This window comes from uncultured Methanobrevibacter sp., assembly GCF_902774605.1.
Classification (GTDB): domain Archaea; phylum Methanobacteriota; class Methanobacteria; order Methanobacteriales; family Methanobacteriaceae; genus Methanocatella.
In genome coordinates this window covers 1-14,199 of the sequence record NZ_CACYJE010000046.1, presented here as the reverse complement: position 1 = coordinate 14,199, position 14,199 = coordinate 1, and the positions used below count along the sequence as shown (strand labels likewise).

Genomic DNA, 14,199 nt, shown 5'->3' with positions numbered 1-14,199 from the left:
CAACAAAAAAAAATAATAAAAAAAATATGAAATAGTTATAATCAGGAATCTTCCATTAAACAATCATCCGAAAACTCCAAAACTAAAGGATTCAGCTTACCAACATTAACAACATCCACATCAACAAGATTATAATGCTCCAAATCTTTAATATCACTAACCAAATTTTCTGCAATATAAAAAGCATTTTCCAAATCATGATTACAATGAGGATCCACTAATTCTTTAGAAGGTATTTTAACCCTTATATCAACATACACATCAGACATTTAAAAATTCACCTCTCCTTAAAAAAAATAAATAATGAGAAAAGAAATATTGGAAAAAAAAGAAATAAAAATTATCCAATATTCAATTCTTTATCCAAATCAGTTAAATCATAACCTAAATCTTCAAGTTTACGGTCCTTTTTAGATAATTCATCTAAAGCATCATGCAAACGAGAATCATATTTATTCAACAAGATACAGATAGTATATGCCATATTCTTACCAGTCATAGGATGACAAACATTATCCGCAGTGTCTTTTACAGCCCACACATCATGATAATGATCATAAAAAGGAATATACTTACCCTCATTATATTCATTATTCAAATTAGTTTCAGAAACAGGTTCAATATTATCTAATCCTTCTAATGCATCAGATAGTATTTGTCTGTTTTCTTCTTGAACTGATTTAATAGGGTCTTTTTTGAATAAATTTTTAACTTTACTAAACATAAATTATCAATTTTATTATTTCCTTTTAAAAAAGGAGATTAATCCTTTTTTTCCGGTTTAACCTCATCTTTTTTAGGTGCTGATTTTTTAGCTGGTTTTTTCTTTTTACCACCAGTTATCTGGTTTAAATAATCACAAACCATTTCAGCTTCTTTAGGGTCATGTAATTTCAAGACCTCTTTTTTACCTTTCTTAATCACATATCTTTTACTTTCAGTCCATGAAGCATTTCCGCTTCTTTCAACAGTATAATCTGACATAATACTTAAAAATATACTCCCAATTTTATTTTATTTATTTTTTATATTACTTTAGTTCCAAAGTAACTATTAAGACTTACATTCTCCGCATGACTATCGTCAATGACTGTAGCATTCAATATATTAGGGAATCCACTATTAAACCCATTACGCCAACCATAATATGTTAAGTTCACCTTGGAACCGGGTTTTAAAGTGTTTAATATATCTCTTGTTTCGAATTTTTGGAAAAGGAAGTTTTCCGTATTTAAGAAACATTCACCATCCTTAGTAACCATCATTAAGTCATTAGCATTATCAATCACCATCATGCCTTTCTCATTTGCATGCAGTCCGGCTTTTGGCTGCCAACTATCAACAGTTACGACCTTTGACTGTACGGAGGGAACCTCATAAGTCTCCCACCATAAAACACTACTGCCAAATAATCCAATCAGTACACATACTATGAATAATACAGTACCAATTAATGGATGTCTTTTAACCGCAAATAATAAGAACAATAATACTCCTATAATTACTGGTACGATAATGTATGCTCCGTATATTAATAATCCTGTAATCCAATCAGGCGGTACAAAACTCACTATACATCAACCTCCATTTTTAGAATAGTTTTTCTTCATCTGCAGTGTCTTTTAATTTTAAAGTTTTACGAACATCAGCAGATAATGCATCACAATCAGATTTAATAGCATCTAAATGTAATAATATTCTTTCTTTTTCTTGATTAATCCTAGTAATATTTTGATAAGGATATAAACATTCTTTTAACATTTCATAATCCACAGTAGTATATGGATATTCATTTAATTGTTTACATACATCTTTCAAGATTTGTCCTAGGAAACGGTTCATTTCTACTTTAACCCTTTCCCTTATCATCTTGTCAGAATCAAGATTATCCTTCATTAATCTTACAACCTCTGCATAAGCAAAAGGTAAAGATTCATCCTCTATTACAGTATTATCAACAGTCTTATTTTCTTCCATATTAATTGCTTCAGACATATAGTCTACCTCCACATAATTTTTTTTTAGTTTAAAATAAAATGTTATAATGGTTTATGAGAAACCTGAATAACATCATTAAGTTTTCTTATCGTATTCCAATATGCTAAATATAATAGTTTAGGATCAATGTCCTGATAAGCACTAGTCAAATGACCCGCACGACCACGACCACTCATAGTATCATCAACTAAATGTTCAAAAATATCCACCAAATCAACATCAGGTCTAAAATCAACATTAACATGATGACGCTCATTATAAATATGTTTTGACCACCATGGGTCAGCCTTAAATTCATCATCAACTACTTTACTCATGCATAAAGGACCATATTCCTTTTCGAAGTTGTCGATTTTTGTCCAGTCATGTTTTTGACCGGCTTCAATTAACTTCTCTGCAAAGAATTCCATACCTTTTTGAACATCTTTAATATGTTCTTGTGTTGCAAGCAGTAAATCATCCATTGTGGCATTGTCATCCATGGTTCTACTGTCTGCATTATGAGTATCCTTAATTATTATCTTATCCATATATATTATGCCTCCAAAAAATATTAGGATTCAATTTTAGATTACTTCAGCGTAATCCTTTTCTTTAATTAATAATTCATCCCTTTGCTCAGTTAAACCTCTGATTTTAGACTGTATTCTACTAATATCTTCATCGGTTAAACACGGCCTACCATCGTCAGGTAATTCACCTTTACGAATTAATTCATCCTCATGCAATATACGATTATAATGTTCTATTGCATTACGATACTCTCTTAACTCATGATTAATAGGATTCAGTAGTTATTCCTCCTTATTAACCATTGTTTTAAGAAATGCATCAAATTCTTTTTTATCATATCCTTGAGCCACTAATTTAATGTAAGTATCGTTAATGAGTTTATTACCATACTGTACTAAGCTGTTAGCAAAGCTTAATATTTTCAATGGATTTTCCTCTTCGACATCTTCAATTATTTTATGCAAATCAGTGTAGAATTCTTCTAACTCTTTTTTATCAATGTATTTTTTCTTCGCCATTATTTTTTCACCAGTTCTTTTTAATTCTCAGCCTTTGTAATTCTTTTTGAATTACATTTTGTTCTTTTTCGAAATCATCATGCATATGTTCACCAAGAGTCCCTGAACCAAGACCCCAACGTTGTTTCTCTGTTAGTTCATGTTTATGACGATGATACCAACGATGTGACCTGTTTCTTAACTGCTGCCTTCTGGCATCTGTACGGCATTCATCACAACAGTATTTTTCACTATGATGATTTTTAATGAATTTTTGACCGCACCATATGCATTTTTCAATGTCCTTATACTTTTGAGATAATAATATTCGTTTATTATGATAATAATTATCTTCGTTAATTATCCTTTGAAAATTATCATCATTCCATGGTATTGGATCTTTAAATTTAGCAGGCATCTTTTGCTTCTTCTACCACCCTATCTTTTTCATTTTGCCATTTAGCAATATTCCACTGTATGCTTTCCAAGTAATCTCTTACTTTAACTGCTACATCAACATCAGCATAATAGCCAAATGCTTTGAATTTACCGTTTAAGCTTTTACGAATCATATATTTACCAGTACGATTATATTTGTAAATATATCTTCTGTTACGATTTGTACGGGTACTATCAGTTAATCCATGTTCTTTTTTTAACTGATTCAATAATTTATAGAATTTATGGTAGGGCATCTGATATTTTCTCAGTATATCGCTCCATAATAATTTTTTATTGAAATAATCTTCATGGATTAATTCAAGCATGCGTTCATCTGTTGCTTGTTCGATTTCGAATACTGATATTCCATCATCAAATAATCGTAGTTTATTCTCTGCATCTTCCAGTGTTGGTGCATATGTTAATACTTCAAAATCATCTTCATTATATTGTTTAATAAAGTAGGAGTCTTTAACATATTTACCGTAACGATGAGGTGTTCTACGGTAACTTGATGGTAATTCTAACTCTTTTTTAACATCCTGCAGAAGTTTCTGGTATTCTTCATTGCTGATGTTTAATTTTCTTTGTAATTCTACAGCTGTTAAGTTTGAGTAGAATAATATTTTTAATTCAGCTTTGGGTGTCATTTTTATATTATTCTCCCATTATAATAAGTGGTTGATTCCATACACCCTGTGGCAAGTAATATTATTGGTAAAAGAATTGTCACACTGATCACTATTATTATTAATAGTAATTCTGGTGTTATTTTTAATTGAAACCTTTTAGTTTTTTTAGGAGTTGCGGTTTCTTGTTTTTTTAATCTTGCTGGTGTTGGTGTTTCCTTATTCGCATTGCATATCATTGTGATTAAAAATGTTTTTAACACCCATTTTATGAATCTTGCATAATTTAGGAGTGGTTTGTGTTGCATGTAATCATCTCCATAAAATTGTCAGGATCCATATTGTGTTTTTTGAAATATTTTCGTGTGTTGTATCCGTATTTTGCAAGGGCGTATATTACGCTTATTGGTAATTCGTCTTTGCAGTCTTCGAATGTTTTATCATCTGACATTTTTTTTCATCTCTTTAAAATTTTTTTTTATAAAAAATTTTTTTTAGGGGTTTTTCAATTATTTAGTTTACACTAGTAAGTTTTATATACTAGTATATTATAGTATTTAATTTATACTATATATAATTTACTTATTTTATCAGAGGCATCCTTTTTATGAAAAAACTATTAAATAAGTTAAAATGAAAAAAATAGCAGTATACTGTTAAATTTAGAAAACTATAAATACACACTATACAATATATATTAATTGGTTAATTAAAATACTAAAAATTGTAGTCGTCTCTCTAAAAAAATTTTTTTTTTATAAAAGGGGTTTAAAATATAAAATAAAATATTTAACGGAAAAACAACTATTTTTTTTAAAATAATTAACCACAAGAGAATTAGAAAGTATTATTGATAAGTAGAAAAAAAGACAGTATTTTCCCAGATTACCACTCTATTTGGTGAGCTTGAAAAAGAACCATTTTTTTATTACTTATCATAATATTCTAATTGATTCTCAAATATTAACCATTTTTTTTATTAAACCAACTTATATCCTAAATAAAAATAATCCTCAACTTTTTCCATAAATAAAAATCTTTTTTAAATGAACCTCCCTTACTTTTCATAATTTTTTTTACAAACAAAATATATTCCCCTGGAGAAAAAAAATAATTTTTCTCTCTCCACATAAAAGTTTTGTAAAAAAATTAATATAAAGAATCACCAAGAGAGAGCATTTGAGTAGTAATATTTCAAAAAATAAAAAAAAGATATTAAAGCTTAAATAACTTTAATATCACGTTTAACCTTTGCTTTTTCCAATTCTTCAATACGATCCTTCAACTCTTCAATCTCAATCTCCAATAAATGCAACTCTTTACGTTTACGAACCATACGTTTATACAATACATCCAATTCAGTTTCAGAATCAATAATCCTATAAATACAATCACGTAAAAACTTACTTCGTGATGTTGTAATATTATAAGACAACTTATCCCAAGACTCAACATCAATAGTGAAATGTGCTCGTGTAGTTTCTTTCCCTTTATAATATTCTTCTTCAGACATGAAAAAATACCTCCCAATCTAAAAAAATTTTTTTATAGATCATATTTTTTAATAAGAGTTAACTCTTCCGGAGTCATTGAATTATTCAAAGAATCAACAATCTGATTAACAGTATCCGATAAAACTTCAAACTCCTCATTTTTACGTTTTAACTCATTTTCAAGCAAACGATACTCACTACTTTTAATATCCATATTATTAACACTCCAATTAATAGTGACTGCTTCCAAATGTTCTATATAAACCTCTTTTAACTGTTGAGGATTATCAAAGAAATAAGGCCTATTAATAAGTGCTTTAGCTTTACCTTGAATAGCATTAATATCATCCATACTCATACCAGACTTTCTAAGATTACTAGCATGAAACTTTCTTAACTGATGTGTCCTTAAACGATTATAAGTTCCCTTTTTACCTAAACCCAAATCACTGTTAAGGTTAGATAATGCACGCACATAAGCATTTTGATGAATTTTAAATAATTTATCTTCAGGAACTAATTTCCTCCGGGAAACAGATAAATACGAAAGGATAGCATGTGTTGCTTCAGGACTGCAGAATGTATAAAAGTATTTACCTGTTTTCTGACGAACCATATAGAAAGTAGGAACAATATCAGTTCGATCAATGAGCAAATCAATTATTTCATATATATCATTACTATTATGATACGGTGAAATTTGATTTGAAGTCGCTTCAATAAAATCCCCGATAGTTAAATTCATAGTTTCAGCAAGAGCACAACCACTGCTTGCTTCAAATAATATTAATGCACGAATTACCGCACTACTATTATCCAATACCCTTTTTAGGATAGGTTTGGTTAGTAAATCTTCAAATTTTAAAGGGTCGGATGTGTTAGCATTTTTTTCACTTATTCTAGGTAGTGTAGGTAGCTCGATTTCGAAGTGATTATAGAATGTTTTCACTGATGTGAAATATCCTTTGGCAGTGGACAGGTAGTATTCTTCAAAGATATATGCTCGGTAATCTATTAGTCTTTGTTTTATTTTTCGTTTTTTTCTTCTTATTCTCTGTTCTTCTTCTTTGTCTGCTTCGTCTAGCAGTTCTTGAAGTGTCATATTGTGGAATTTTGAATAACTATTTAGTGCTGTTCGATATTTTCGGGCTGTGCTTTTTCTTAGGTTTCGGTCGGCAGCCATTTGGTCAATGATTTCTTGGTTTTTCATGAACATATGTATACCTCTTTTATATATTTTTGGTTGGTGGTAGAGAGCGTATGATAAGTATTATTTTTGGGGGTTTTTAACATTTTTGTGGGTGTGTTTTTTTAGGGTTTTGGTAACATTTTTGTTGTACTTTTTTTTAAATTTTTTTGTTATTATTTTGTGGTTAAAAACATAACAGTTTCGTAGCGTGCCGGGAATCCGCAAAACTATTCGCAGCAGAAGGAGCAAAAGTAGTAGTTACCGGAAGAAACGAAGAAAGGGCAAAAGCAGTGGTTGACGACATCAAGGCAGCAGGAAACGAAGCAATCTATGTAATCGCAGACATGGCAAACCTCGATGACGTTCAAAAAATCTACGATGCAACCATGGAAGAATACGGAACCATCGATGTGCTCTTCAACAATGCAGGAATGCTATCCATGTCCCCGCTAATGGAACTGACACTTGAAGAATGGAACAGGGTATTCAACGTGAACGTAACCTCAGCACTACTCCTAACACAATTAGTGGCACCAGTAATGAAGGAAAAAGGAAAAGGAACAATCGTCAACACCTGTTCAGTAGCATCCTTCGGAGCACACCACGGATTTGCAGCATACGTAGACAGTAAACATGCAATGATGGGACTGACAAGATCCATGGCATGGGAACTCGGACCTGAAATAAGATGCAACGGTATCGCACCGGGACTGATCCACACTGCAATGGTCGACAGTATCGGAGGCCCAGGAGCACTGCAGCAAATGATTGACCAATGCCCAGTCAAAAGATGCGGTGAAGGCGAAGACATTGCACACCTCGCATTATTCCTTGCAAGCGATGACTCATCATTCATCGACGGTCAAATCATCAAGGCTGACGGCGGATTCGAAATTTAATGACATTTTAAAATATATGCTTAAATGGAAGCCATAACAACTTGGCTTCCATTTCCAAAAAATAACACCACAACTCTAATTTTAACGAAATATTGTTTTCACAATGAAAAATTTACCCCAAAACAAAGCAAAATCATTTATAAAATCAGTTACAAATTCTTATTTCATCAAACAACAAGAAAGATGAAAAATGATAGTCAAAATAGATAACAGGGAAACATCAAGGATTTGTGAAGCTGCAAGATACTATATGCCGAAATACAAGGTAATCATTGAACAGCTCGAAATCGGTGATTTCATATTCGCCGAAGGCAATGACAGCGCAGTGTTCGAGTACAAGGCGATGCCTGATTTGATGTGGAGCATCAATGAAGGAAGACTATTCGACCAGGCAATTAAACAGACCAATAACTTTAAAAACCATAATGTCATTGTAGAATGGAGTGAAAAGCAAAAGAACCACACCAACAAGCAACTGAAAAAAATAAAGTCAAGCCTGACAACATCAGAAATTCATGAAAGCCTTGCAAGGCTAAGCACCATAACCAATGTCATAATCAGCCCAAACAAGGAATTGTCATTTCCCCTGATAGAGAAATATGCCCAGATATCACTTGAAAAATCCCCCTTCGAAAAAACAGTCATGGAAAAAACTGACAATATCGCATACAATTACCTTATGCTGATTGAGGGGGTCAACACGATTAAGGCACACACAATCTGCAAGCACCTGAAACTGAAAACATTAACCGACCTGTTAAGCGTTTCCACAAAACAACTGGTCAAGGTTCCTGGAATCGGACCAATCACCGCCCAGAAAATAATCACAAACATCAAGAACTAGTTTATCTTGCTTCCAAGCAACTTATCATCACGTTGATTGTATCCGGTGGTCTTGCCAGTGTCCTTTGCCATTTTTTTGGCAACAACGGCCAGCTTGTCAACCTTGTTGTTGAGCCTGTCACGGGAATGGCCCTTAACTTTCCTAAAGTTAATATCTTCAACCCCACTCATCAATTCCCAGATGGCCTTGATGATTTCAAGATTCTGGATTGGCTTTCCGTCGCTTTTTCTCCAGCCCCTTTTCTGCCATCCGTGAGCCCAGCTCTTGAAGATGTTGACGCAATAAGCCGAATCGGAACAAATCACCAGTGAATCCTCCTTGTTTGCGATTTCTAAATAATCAAGGATTGAAGCGTATATCGCATAGAGCTCCATTTCATTGTTGGTTGTCAGCGGGCAGCCTCCAGATTGTGATGATATCTCTTCACCGTCCTTGAGGCATATGAATGCCCATCCGCCGGCTTGCCTGAGGTATTTTCCATTCCGGTTAACCATGGTGGCGGCACCATCAGTATAATAAGTGTAAATAGCCATAATAATCAATAAAAAAAAGAATTTGGGAATGTTATTTTTCAATAACGAATCCGTGGTTTTGCGCTTTGGTGACAAAGACGGTTCCCTTGTCCCCAATAATCTCTTTGGTCTTCTCGACGATGTCTGCGTTTGACTCATCAAACATAGTGTATAATACCGGTCCGAATGATGATATTCCAACACCGTATGCTCCAGCATCCTCAATCGCTTTCATAGTAGGCAGGTAGCTGTCGTCGAGTGAATGCTCGAGCTTGTTGAACCCTACCTTTTGAAGCTCATGAACTGCCCAGCCGAAGTTCTTAATGTCCTTTTCAAGCATGAAAGGAACAAGATTCATGAGTATCAGGTGTGACACCTGCTCAACTTCCTCTTTAGGGATAGGGCAATAAGTTTGGAACACGTCCACCTCATCGTCGCCTTCCACATGCTTTTCAATGTGAGGTATTGCAATCAGGATATTCCATTCCTCTGGGAACTCGTATCTTGCAATCAGTGTTGCAGGTTTTGCCTGTGATGCGCCTGATGGCAGGAACAATGGTTTTTCCTCTTTGCTGTGTCCTCCATCAAGGATGAATCCTCCAAGATCGTGAGTGTAGGTTCCTATACCTGAAGTTCCTCCCCTTCCAACGATGCTGCTTAACTCACGGCTTTCTATCTCGATACCCATTGTCTCGGTTATCAGGTGTGCGGTTGACACTGCGATTTGTGTTCCGCTTCCGAAACCTGAATGCGGAGGGTAGGTTTGATGCACAATGAAATGGAATCCTGAATCAATGTTGAAATGTTCCACGGTTCTTTTAGCCGCATCAGGGATTTTCTCCTTACATTCCTCAATTGCTTCCTCATCAGTGACTGTGTCAGCAAAATCCAAGGTGATTCCACTTTCTGTCTGTTCTACTTCTAAAATGAATTGCGGGTCTTGCAATGCAAGACCGATTCCACCATCGACTCTTCTATATGACCCGTTCAAATCAATAAGAGACATATGTATTCTTGAAGGTGCCTTAATTATCATTATATTTCACGTCCTCAATTGAATTAACAATTAATTTATATACTTCATGTATAATAAAACTTTCTTAAAATCAAAGCTTTTGGCGAACCATCATCAGGGTGTATCCCAGCAGGTTCTCTCCTTTCCATTTTGAAACGTCAAAGCGGTCATCCTCATAGAATGATGTGCCGTTTGCCCATATCAAATCCTTGACTGCACATTCCACTAGAATCGCATCGCCTGTTGATTTGAGCTTTTCTTTTAACTCAGCGTTTTGTGAGAACTTCTCAATCAAGCCTTCATACACGATTATTTGCCTGACCCCATTCCATTGGTGAGTGTCGAAATTGGAGACTTTCCTTCCCAAATCCTTGATTTCACCAGGATTGTCAGTGTCCATTATGCACTCGGCAATGCAGTCGTCATTGAAGAATTCGGCCTTCTTATGCATCATGTACTGTTCCATTGAAGAGTACTTGACACCATCCACTGTGAATTCTGAGTGGTGCCAATTGGAAAGGTAGCCGTTTTCCTCATCGGGCCTGTGGAAACATATGATTTCCATAGTTATTCACCTAGAATAAGTTGTCAACGCAATTGATCAGCTTTTCAGCCAGCTCGCATGTGAGGCAGTAATCCTCATATGAGTAGCATTCATAGACTATTGTAGGTATTCCCGCCTTGGCTGTGGGTTCTGTAATGTATGGAGGGCTTGACCTGAACTCGGGAGCATAGTATGTTATCTCCTCAATGCAGTCCAGTATCTGATTCATAATCTTTTCGGATTTCTCATCAAACCCTGGTGCAAAGATGAAATTGGTTATCTTGTACTCGCCGGGACCATGTGAGCCACGGTTTGAGTGAATATCTAAAAATAAGTCATATTCCTTGTTGATAATATCCTCTTTAATGAATTCCTGTGCCAACAATTGACCTTCCAACCGTCCTTCGGTTTCTGAGGCCTTGTCGTTAACGTTAATGTTATATAAGTAATAGCAGTGCTTCAAATCCTGCATGCCAGTTAGCTTATCGAAGAGTGCACGGTGTGACTTGCTTTCAAGCGGGTGCATTCCAATCACGTAAGCTATCTTGATGTCGGAGTTGATGTCTCCAAAAGGACCGTGGAGGCATACGCTTCCCAGTTCGTTTTCTCCAATCACCTTGGATTCATAGTCTTGTGAGTTGACTTGAGCCGTGTCTGTAGGGCCTTCCGGATAATCCATAACTAACACCTAAAAAAAAGTTGTGAATGACTAGAAATTGATTCTAGTCTTCGGATGGTGCGCGTGCACCTAATTCTTTGTTCAATTCATATATTAATCTGTTGTCGCCGTCTGCCAATTTGATTTTAGCGACTAATTCCATAGCGTTTTCCTCTTCTTCCACTTGTTCTTCAACGAACCATTGAAGGAAGTTGTTGGTTGCATGGTCTTTTTCTTCGATAGCTAAGTCAACTAAATCGTTGATTAGACCGGATACCTTTTTCTCGTGTTCGAGAACGTGTTCGAATGCTGCGACAGGAGAGTCCCATTCGGTTTGTGGTGCTTCAATAGCTGTTAAGGTTACGGATGCTCCTCTTCTTATGATGTAGTCGTAGAATTTCATTCCGTGCTCGAGTTCTTCTTCTGCTTGCACTCTCATCCAGTTGGCGAATCCTGCTAAGTCTTCATCTTCAAAGTAGGCTGCCATGGATAAGTATAAGTATCCTGAGTAAACTTCAGCGTTTAATTGACCGTTTAATGCTTTTTCCATATTTTCTGATACCATTTTATCACCAGTATAATTTTTGTAATTAATTTCATATAAAACCTACTACATAATTAGATATTATGATAGAAAAGTCATTATACGATAATTATCAGATAGATTTCAGCGACAGCATCACGCCAACCAATGATGACATTTTATTTGTTTTTAATGATGATAGGGAATTGCATTTAACCGAGGATAATGAATTGCCTAAAACTTTGGATGATTTTGATGTTGATTTTTGCCTGTTCATCGGGGAATATAATGGAAGAAGGGCTTTTGCCGTCAATGTCAAAACCACCGATTCCTTCAATCCTCTTCCTGAGGTTTATGAGTTCAGCCATGACTTGTACCATATCGCAGGTAAGGCCGTGCTTGTAAGGGACTGGTACATCTCACACAGGTTCTGCGGAAAGTGCGGAGCCAAGACACAACTGGATGAAAAGGACATGATGATGAAATGCCCATCATGCGGCCAGAACCATTATCCGCGCATCGCACCTGCCATTATCGTTGCAATCAGGAAAGGTGATGAGCTTTTAATGGCCAAGCACAGCTACCATGACAATATCAGGTATGCTCTGATAGCCGGTTTTGTCGAGCCCGGCGAATCCATTGAGGAAGCCGTTCACAGGGAAGTGCTTGAGGAGGTTGGAGTCAAAATCAAAAATCTGAAGTATCAAAGAAGCCAGTCATGGCCGTTTCCTAACTCTTTGATGCTGGCTTTCACTGCCGATTACGATTCCGGTGACATCAAGGTTGATGGTGATGAGATAGTGAAGGCCAAATGGTTTAAAAAAGATGAGATAATCAGATACGGTTCCGACATCAGCATATCCGATTGGCTGATACAGGAATTCATCGATTCAGTATAATCCTGTGTTATCAATTATGATGCTCTTGTCATTGATGGCATCCAGTACTGAATCCTTGTATATGATGTTGACCGCTATCATTTTAGTGTTTTCAGTTCTTGGAAGGAAGCATATTGAGTGCTTGTTCATGAGGACATATTGGATGTCGGACATTTCAAGCCTTGTCCTGTCACCATCCATAATCATTTCAACATGATCGTCTTCAATTATCAGTCTTTTGTCTGATGCGTCATTCTGGATGCTTTTGATTCTTCGATTAATCAAAAGATAATATATTATGCCTAAAGCCACTGCTGCGGCAAATATCATCACTACAATCATGTATAACATGTTGGAGACATCGTTGAGATACAATATTGAGAATATTGCTAGAAACGCTATTGAGATTCCAGTTAATATTGTTGCCTGTCGTGTCAGTCCCTGTATTTTTTGCTTTGGGTTTTCAATCAGCTTCTTATAGTTTGACATTACCCCCAATACTTCATCATAATAATTCCTTGAATTATCATTGCTTATTCTGATTTCCATAGCTACCCCCTTGATATATATTATGGGACATTGAAGTATATAATTTTTGACATCAGATAGAATTGGTTATTTTGAATGATTCAGTATAGATGTTTCAAAAGAAATTTATTAGGACGACTGAAATGTGAAAAATATTAAAAAAAAGATTGAATTAAATTTAAGATCAGTTATAAAACACTGTTTTAATCTATGCTCAATGTGATTTAAAGAGAACATGATGAGGATTGCTCATTCATCTTCCCAATCGTCACAGTCGAAATCCGGATTGAACCCACAGTTGTCGCAGTACGGCTCATTATCCGCAAGTATTGATCCGCAGTTTGGACATGTTTTCATATCATCACCATTTAAATATTTCCTGATAATCTATTAATATTATTTAAGGCAATTACTCCTGCCTTGAGCTTATCCAATCCCTGTTTCAGCAAATCTGGAGGACAAGCGATGTTCATCCTCAAGAAATTGTCACCGCACTGGCCAAAATCACTGCCAGCAGATAAAAATAATCCCTGGTTTTGCCTTAAAAACTCACTTAAGGCCTTTGATTGAGTGTTCAATGCTGAGCAGTCAAGCCATAATAGATAAGTTGCATCGCATTCAACCAGCTTGACAACAGGCAGCTCCTCAGTTAAATACTCTTTAACGGTTTGCTTATTGTCGTATAATGCCTGTCTTAACCCCTCGAACCATTCCTCAGAATCGTTATAGGCCGCAATGACTGCTGTTGTTGCAAACACGTTGCATGAATCGGAATTGTCGACGTGCAATTGCGCCTTGATTTTCTCCAACAGTTCCCTGTTTGTGGCGTGGACTATTGAGCTTTGAAAACCTGCAATGTTGAAGGACTTTGAAGGGGATAGGCATCTGATGACATGGTCTTCTGCCTTGAAGGGATTGTATGTTTTTCCCGGATCGGTTAAGTCACAATGGATCTCATCTGAAATCACTATGACGTCATGCTTTTTGCACAGCTCATTTATCCTGTCCAAATCCTCCCTTGACCAGATTTTGCCAATC

Annotated in this window: 23 protein-coding genes and 1 pseudogene; 3 read left to right on the top strand and 21 right to left on the bottom strand. The window is 35.5% G+C overall.

The features are described from left to right. Window positions 1–41: 41 nt before the first annotated feature. The 13 genes from QZU77_RS08455 to QZU77_RS08395 all read right to left on the bottom strand — a co-directional run bounded on the left by QZU77_RS08455 (window position 42) and on the right by QZU77_RS08395 (window position 6,781). Window positions 42–269: a hypothetical protein gene (locus tag QZU77_RS08455; protein WP_295603074.1), complete on the bottom strand. Its 228-nt coding sequence runs from the start codon at window positions 267–269 to the stop codon at window positions 42–44. Between the two features lie 71 nt (window positions 270–340). Continuing rightward, window positions 341–724, bottom strand: a complete 384-nt coding sequence (locus QZU77_RS08450; RefSeq protein WP_295603073.1) for a hypothetical protein — start codon at window positions 722–724, stop codon at window positions 341–343. A 38-nt stretch (window positions 725–762) separates the two neighbouring features. Beyond that, on the bottom strand, window positions 763–984 hold the full coding sequence (locus QZU77_RS08445; protein ID WP_295603072.1) for a hypothetical protein: 222 nt from the start codon (window positions 982–984) through the stop codon (window positions 763–765). Between the two features lie 41 nt (window positions 985–1,025). Next, entirely contained in the window at window positions 1,026–1,571 is a 546-nt protein-coding gene (locus QZU77_RS08440; protein ID WP_295603071.1) for a DUF1523 family protein, read from the bottom strand. A gap of 19 nt (window positions 1,572–1,590) precedes the next feature. Further along, on the bottom strand, window positions 1,591–1,995 hold the full coding sequence (locus tag QZU77_RS08435) for a hypothetical protein (RefSeq protein WP_295603070.1): 405 nt from the start codon (window positions 1,993–1,995) through the stop codon (window positions 1,591–1,593). Window positions 1,996–2,039: 44 nt separating this feature from the next. Next, window positions 2,040–2,528, bottom strand: a complete 489-nt coding sequence (locus QZU77_RS08430) for a hypothetical protein (protein ID WP_295603069.1) — start codon at window positions 2,526–2,528, stop codon at window positions 2,040–2,042. Window positions 2,529–2,792: 264 nt separating this feature from the next. After that, a complete protein-coding gene (locus tag QZU77_RS08425; protein WP_295603067.1) occupies window positions 2,793–3,029 on the bottom strand; it encodes a hypothetical protein in 237 nt (78 codons plus the stop codon). A 7-nt stretch (window positions 3,030–3,036) separates the two neighbouring features. Then, on the bottom strand, window positions 3,037–3,426 hold the full coding sequence (locus QZU77_RS08420; protein ID WP_295603066.1) for a hypothetical protein: 390 nt from the start codon (window positions 3,424–3,426) through the stop codon (window positions 3,037–3,039). Next, window positions 3,416–4,099 (bottom strand): hypothetical protein, encoded by a 684-nt coding sequence (locus QZU77_RS08415; RefSeq protein WP_295603064.1) that lies wholly within the window; start codon window positions 4,097–4,099, stop codon window positions 3,416–3,418. Before QZU77_RS08415 ends, QZU77_RS08420 begins: the two co-directional genes overlap by 11 nt. A gap of 2 nt (window positions 4,100–4,101) precedes the next feature. After that, the gene (locus QZU77_RS08410; protein ID WP_295603062.1) at window positions 4,102–4,386 is read right to left on the bottom strand and encodes a hypothetical protein; all 285 of its coding nucleotides are present in this window, start codon (window positions 4,384–4,386) and stop codon (window positions 4,102–4,104) included. Continuing rightward, window positions 4,365–4,529, bottom strand: coding sequence for a hypothetical protein (locus tag QZU77_RS08405; RefSeq protein ID WP_295603060.1), 165 nt, complete (start codon window positions 4,527–4,529; stop codon window positions 4,365–4,367). The genes QZU77_RS08410 and QZU77_RS08405 overlap by 22 nt, the downstream gene beginning before the upstream one ends. 771 nt (window positions 4,530–5,300) lie before the next feature. Continuing rightward, a complete protein-coding gene (locus QZU77_RS08400; RefSeq protein WP_295603058.1) occupies window positions 5,301–5,591 on the bottom strand; it encodes a hypothetical protein in 291 nt (96 codons plus the stop codon). Between the two features lie 32 nt (window positions 5,592–5,623). Continuing rightward, a complete protein-coding gene (locus QZU77_RS08395; RefSeq protein WP_295603056.1) occupies window positions 5,624–6,781 on the bottom strand; it encodes a site-specific integrase in 1,158 nt (385 codons plus the stop codon). A 203-nt stretch (window positions 6,782–6,984) separates the two neighbouring features. Between QZU77_RS08395 and QZU77_RS08390 the strand changes: the two are divergent. Continuing rightward, window positions 6,985–7,659: pseudogene (locus QZU77_RS08390) on the top strand (SDR family NAD(P)-dependent oxidoreductase); the annotation flags it as partial. Window positions 7,660–7,849: 190 nt separating this feature from the next. Next, window positions 7,850–8,503, top strand: coding sequence for an ERCC4 domain-containing protein (locus QZU77_RS08385; RefSeq protein ID WP_295603054.1), 654 nt, complete (start codon window positions 7,850–7,852; stop codon window positions 8,501–8,503). Here the strand turns inward: QZU77_RS08385 and QZU77_RS08380 are convergent. The 5 genes from QZU77_RS08380 to QZU77_RS08360 form a co-directional block, all read right to left on the bottom strand. Further along, the gene (locus tag QZU77_RS08380) at window positions 8,500–9,036 is read right to left on the bottom strand and encodes a ribonuclease H (RefSeq protein WP_295603052.1); all 537 of its coding nucleotides are present in this window, start codon (window positions 9,034–9,036) and stop codon (window positions 8,500–8,502) included. The genes QZU77_RS08385 and QZU77_RS08380 overlap by 4 nt on opposite strands. A 31-nt stretch (window positions 9,037–9,067) precedes the next feature. Beyond that, complete coding sequence (locus QZU77_RS08375; protein WP_295603050.1) at window positions 9,068–10,051, bottom strand: beta-ribofuranosylaminobenzene 5'-phosphate synthase; 984 nt, start codon at window positions 10,049–10,051, stop codon at window positions 9,068–9,070. A 70-nt stretch (window positions 10,052–10,121) separates the two neighbouring features. Next, window positions 10,122–10,595, bottom strand: a complete 474-nt coding sequence (locus QZU77_RS08370) for an NADAR family protein (protein ID WP_295603047.1) — start codon at window positions 10,593–10,595, stop codon at window positions 10,122–10,124. Window positions 10,596–10,605: 10 nt separating this feature from the next. Then, window positions 10,606–11,253 carry an adhesin gene (locus QZU77_RS08365; RefSeq protein WP_295603045.1) on the bottom strand — a complete coding sequence of 216 codons (648 nt, stop codon included), beginning with the start codon at window positions 11,251–11,253 and terminating at the stop codon, window positions 10,606–10,608. A gap of 43 nt (window positions 11,254–11,296) precedes the next feature. Beyond that, window positions 11,297–11,797, bottom strand: coding sequence for a ferritin (locus tag QZU77_RS08360; protein ID WP_295603043.1), 501 nt, complete (start codon window positions 11,795–11,797; stop codon window positions 11,297–11,299). A gap of 62 nt (window positions 11,798–11,859) precedes the next feature. Between QZU77_RS08360 and nudC the strand changes: the two genes are divergently transcribed. Then, window positions 11,860–12,654 carry an NAD(+) diphosphatase gene (gene nudC / locus QZU77_RS08355; RefSeq protein WP_295603041.1) on the top strand — a complete coding sequence of 265 codons (795 nt, stop codon included), beginning with the start codon at window positions 11,860–11,862 and terminating at the stop codon, window positions 12,652–12,654. Here the strand turns inward: nudC and QZU77_RS08350 are convergent. The 3 genes from QZU77_RS08350 to QZU77_RS08340 all read right to left on the bottom strand — a co-directional run. Further along, window positions 12,646–13,182, bottom strand: coding sequence for a hypothetical protein (locus QZU77_RS08350; RefSeq protein WP_295603039.1), 537 nt, complete (start codon window positions 13,180–13,182; stop codon window positions 12,646–12,648). The two genes, nudC and QZU77_RS08350, sit on opposite strands and share 9 nt — an antisense overlap. Window positions 13,183–13,410: 228 nt before the next feature. Next, window positions 13,411–13,518 (bottom strand): zinc-ribbon domain-containing protein, encoded by a 108-nt coding sequence (locus QZU77_RS08345; RefSeq protein ID WP_295603037.1) that lies wholly within the window; start codon window positions 13,516–13,518, stop codon window positions 13,411–13,413. 11 nt (window positions 13,519–13,529) lie between these two features. Beyond that, window positions 13,530–14,199: aminotransferase class I/II-fold pyridoxal phosphate-dependent enzyme (locus QZU77_RS08340; protein ID WP_295603035.1), on the bottom strand; the 670-nt coding region annotated here is incomplete at its 5' end.

Coding starts and splice junctions, on each gene's coding strand:
- QZU77_RS08455 (WP_295603074.1), bottom strand. CDS start 269: ATGTCTGATGTGTATGTTGATATAAGGGTTAAAATACCTTCTAAAGAA.
- QZU77_RS08450 (WP_295603073.1), bottom strand. CDS start 724: ATGTTTAGTAAAGTTAAAAATTTATTCAAAAAAGACCCTATTAAATCA.
- QZU77_RS08445 (WP_295603072.1), bottom strand. CDS start 984: ATGTCAGATTATACTGTTGAAAGAAGCGGAAATGCTTCATGGACTGAA.
- QZU77_RS08435 (WP_295603070.1), bottom strand. CDS start 1,995: ATGTCTGAAGCAATTAATATGGAAGAAAATAAGACTGTTGATAATACT.
- QZU77_RS08430 (WP_295603069.1), bottom strand. CDS start 2,528: ATGGATAAGATAATAATTAAGGATACTCATAATGCAGACAGTAGAACC.
- QZU77_RS08425 (WP_295603067.1), bottom strand. CDS start 3,029: ATGGCGAAGAAAAAATACATTGATAAAAAAGAGTTAGAAGAATTCTAC.
- QZU77_RS08420 (WP_295603066.1), bottom strand. CDS start 3,426: ATGCCTGCTAAATTTAAAGATCCAATACCATGGAATGATGATAATTTT.
- QZU77_RS08415 (WP_295603064.1), bottom strand. CDS start 4,099: ATGACACCCAAAGCTGAATTAAAAATATTATTCTACTCAAACTTAACA.
- QZU77_RS08410 (WP_295603062.1), bottom strand. CDS start 4,386: ATGCAACACAAACCACTCCTAAATTATGCAAGATTCATAAAATGGGTG.
- QZU77_RS08405 (WP_295603060.1), bottom strand. CDS start 4,529: ATGTCAGATGATAAAACATTCGAAGACTGCAAAGACGAATTACCAATA.
- QZU77_RS08400 (WP_295603058.1), bottom strand. CDS start 5,591: ATGTCTGAAGAAGAATATTATAAAGGGAAAGAAACTACACGAGCACAT.
- QZU77_RS08395 (WP_295603056.1), bottom strand. CDS start 6,781: ATGAAAAACCAAGAAATCATTGACCAAATGGCTGCCGACCGAAACCTA.
- QZU77_RS08385 (WP_295603054.1), top strand. CDS start 7,850: ATGATAGTCAAAATAGATAACAGGGAAACATCAAGGATTTGTGAAGCT.
- QZU77_RS08380 (WP_295603052.1), bottom strand. CDS start 9,036: ATGGCTATTTACACTTATTATACTGATGGTGCCGCCACCATGGTTAAC.
- QZU77_RS08375 (WP_295603050.1), bottom strand. CDS start 10,051: ATGATAATTAAGGCACCTTCAAGAATACATATGTCTCTTATTGATTTG.
- QZU77_RS08370 (WP_295603047.1), bottom strand. CDS start 10,595: ATGGAAATCATATGTTTCCACAGGCCCGATGAGGAAAACGGCTACCTT.
- QZU77_RS08365 (WP_295603045.1), bottom strand. CDS start 11,253: ATGGATTATCCGGAAGGCCCTACAGACACGGCTCAAGTCAACTCACAA.
- QZU77_RS08360 (WP_295603043.1), bottom strand. CDS start 11,797: ATGGTATCAGAAAATATGGAAAAAGCATTAAACGGTCAATTAAACGCT.
- nudC (WP_295603041.1), top strand. CDS start 11,860: ATGATAGAAAAGTCATTATACGATAATTATCAGATAGATTTCAGCGAC.
- QZU77_RS08350 (WP_295603039.1), bottom strand. CDS start 13,182: ATGGAAATCAGAATAAGCAATGATAATTCAAGGAATTATTATGATGAA.
- QZU77_RS08345 (WP_295603037.1), bottom strand. CDS start 13,518: ATGAAAACATGTCCAAACTGCGGATCAATACTTGCGGATAATGAGCCG.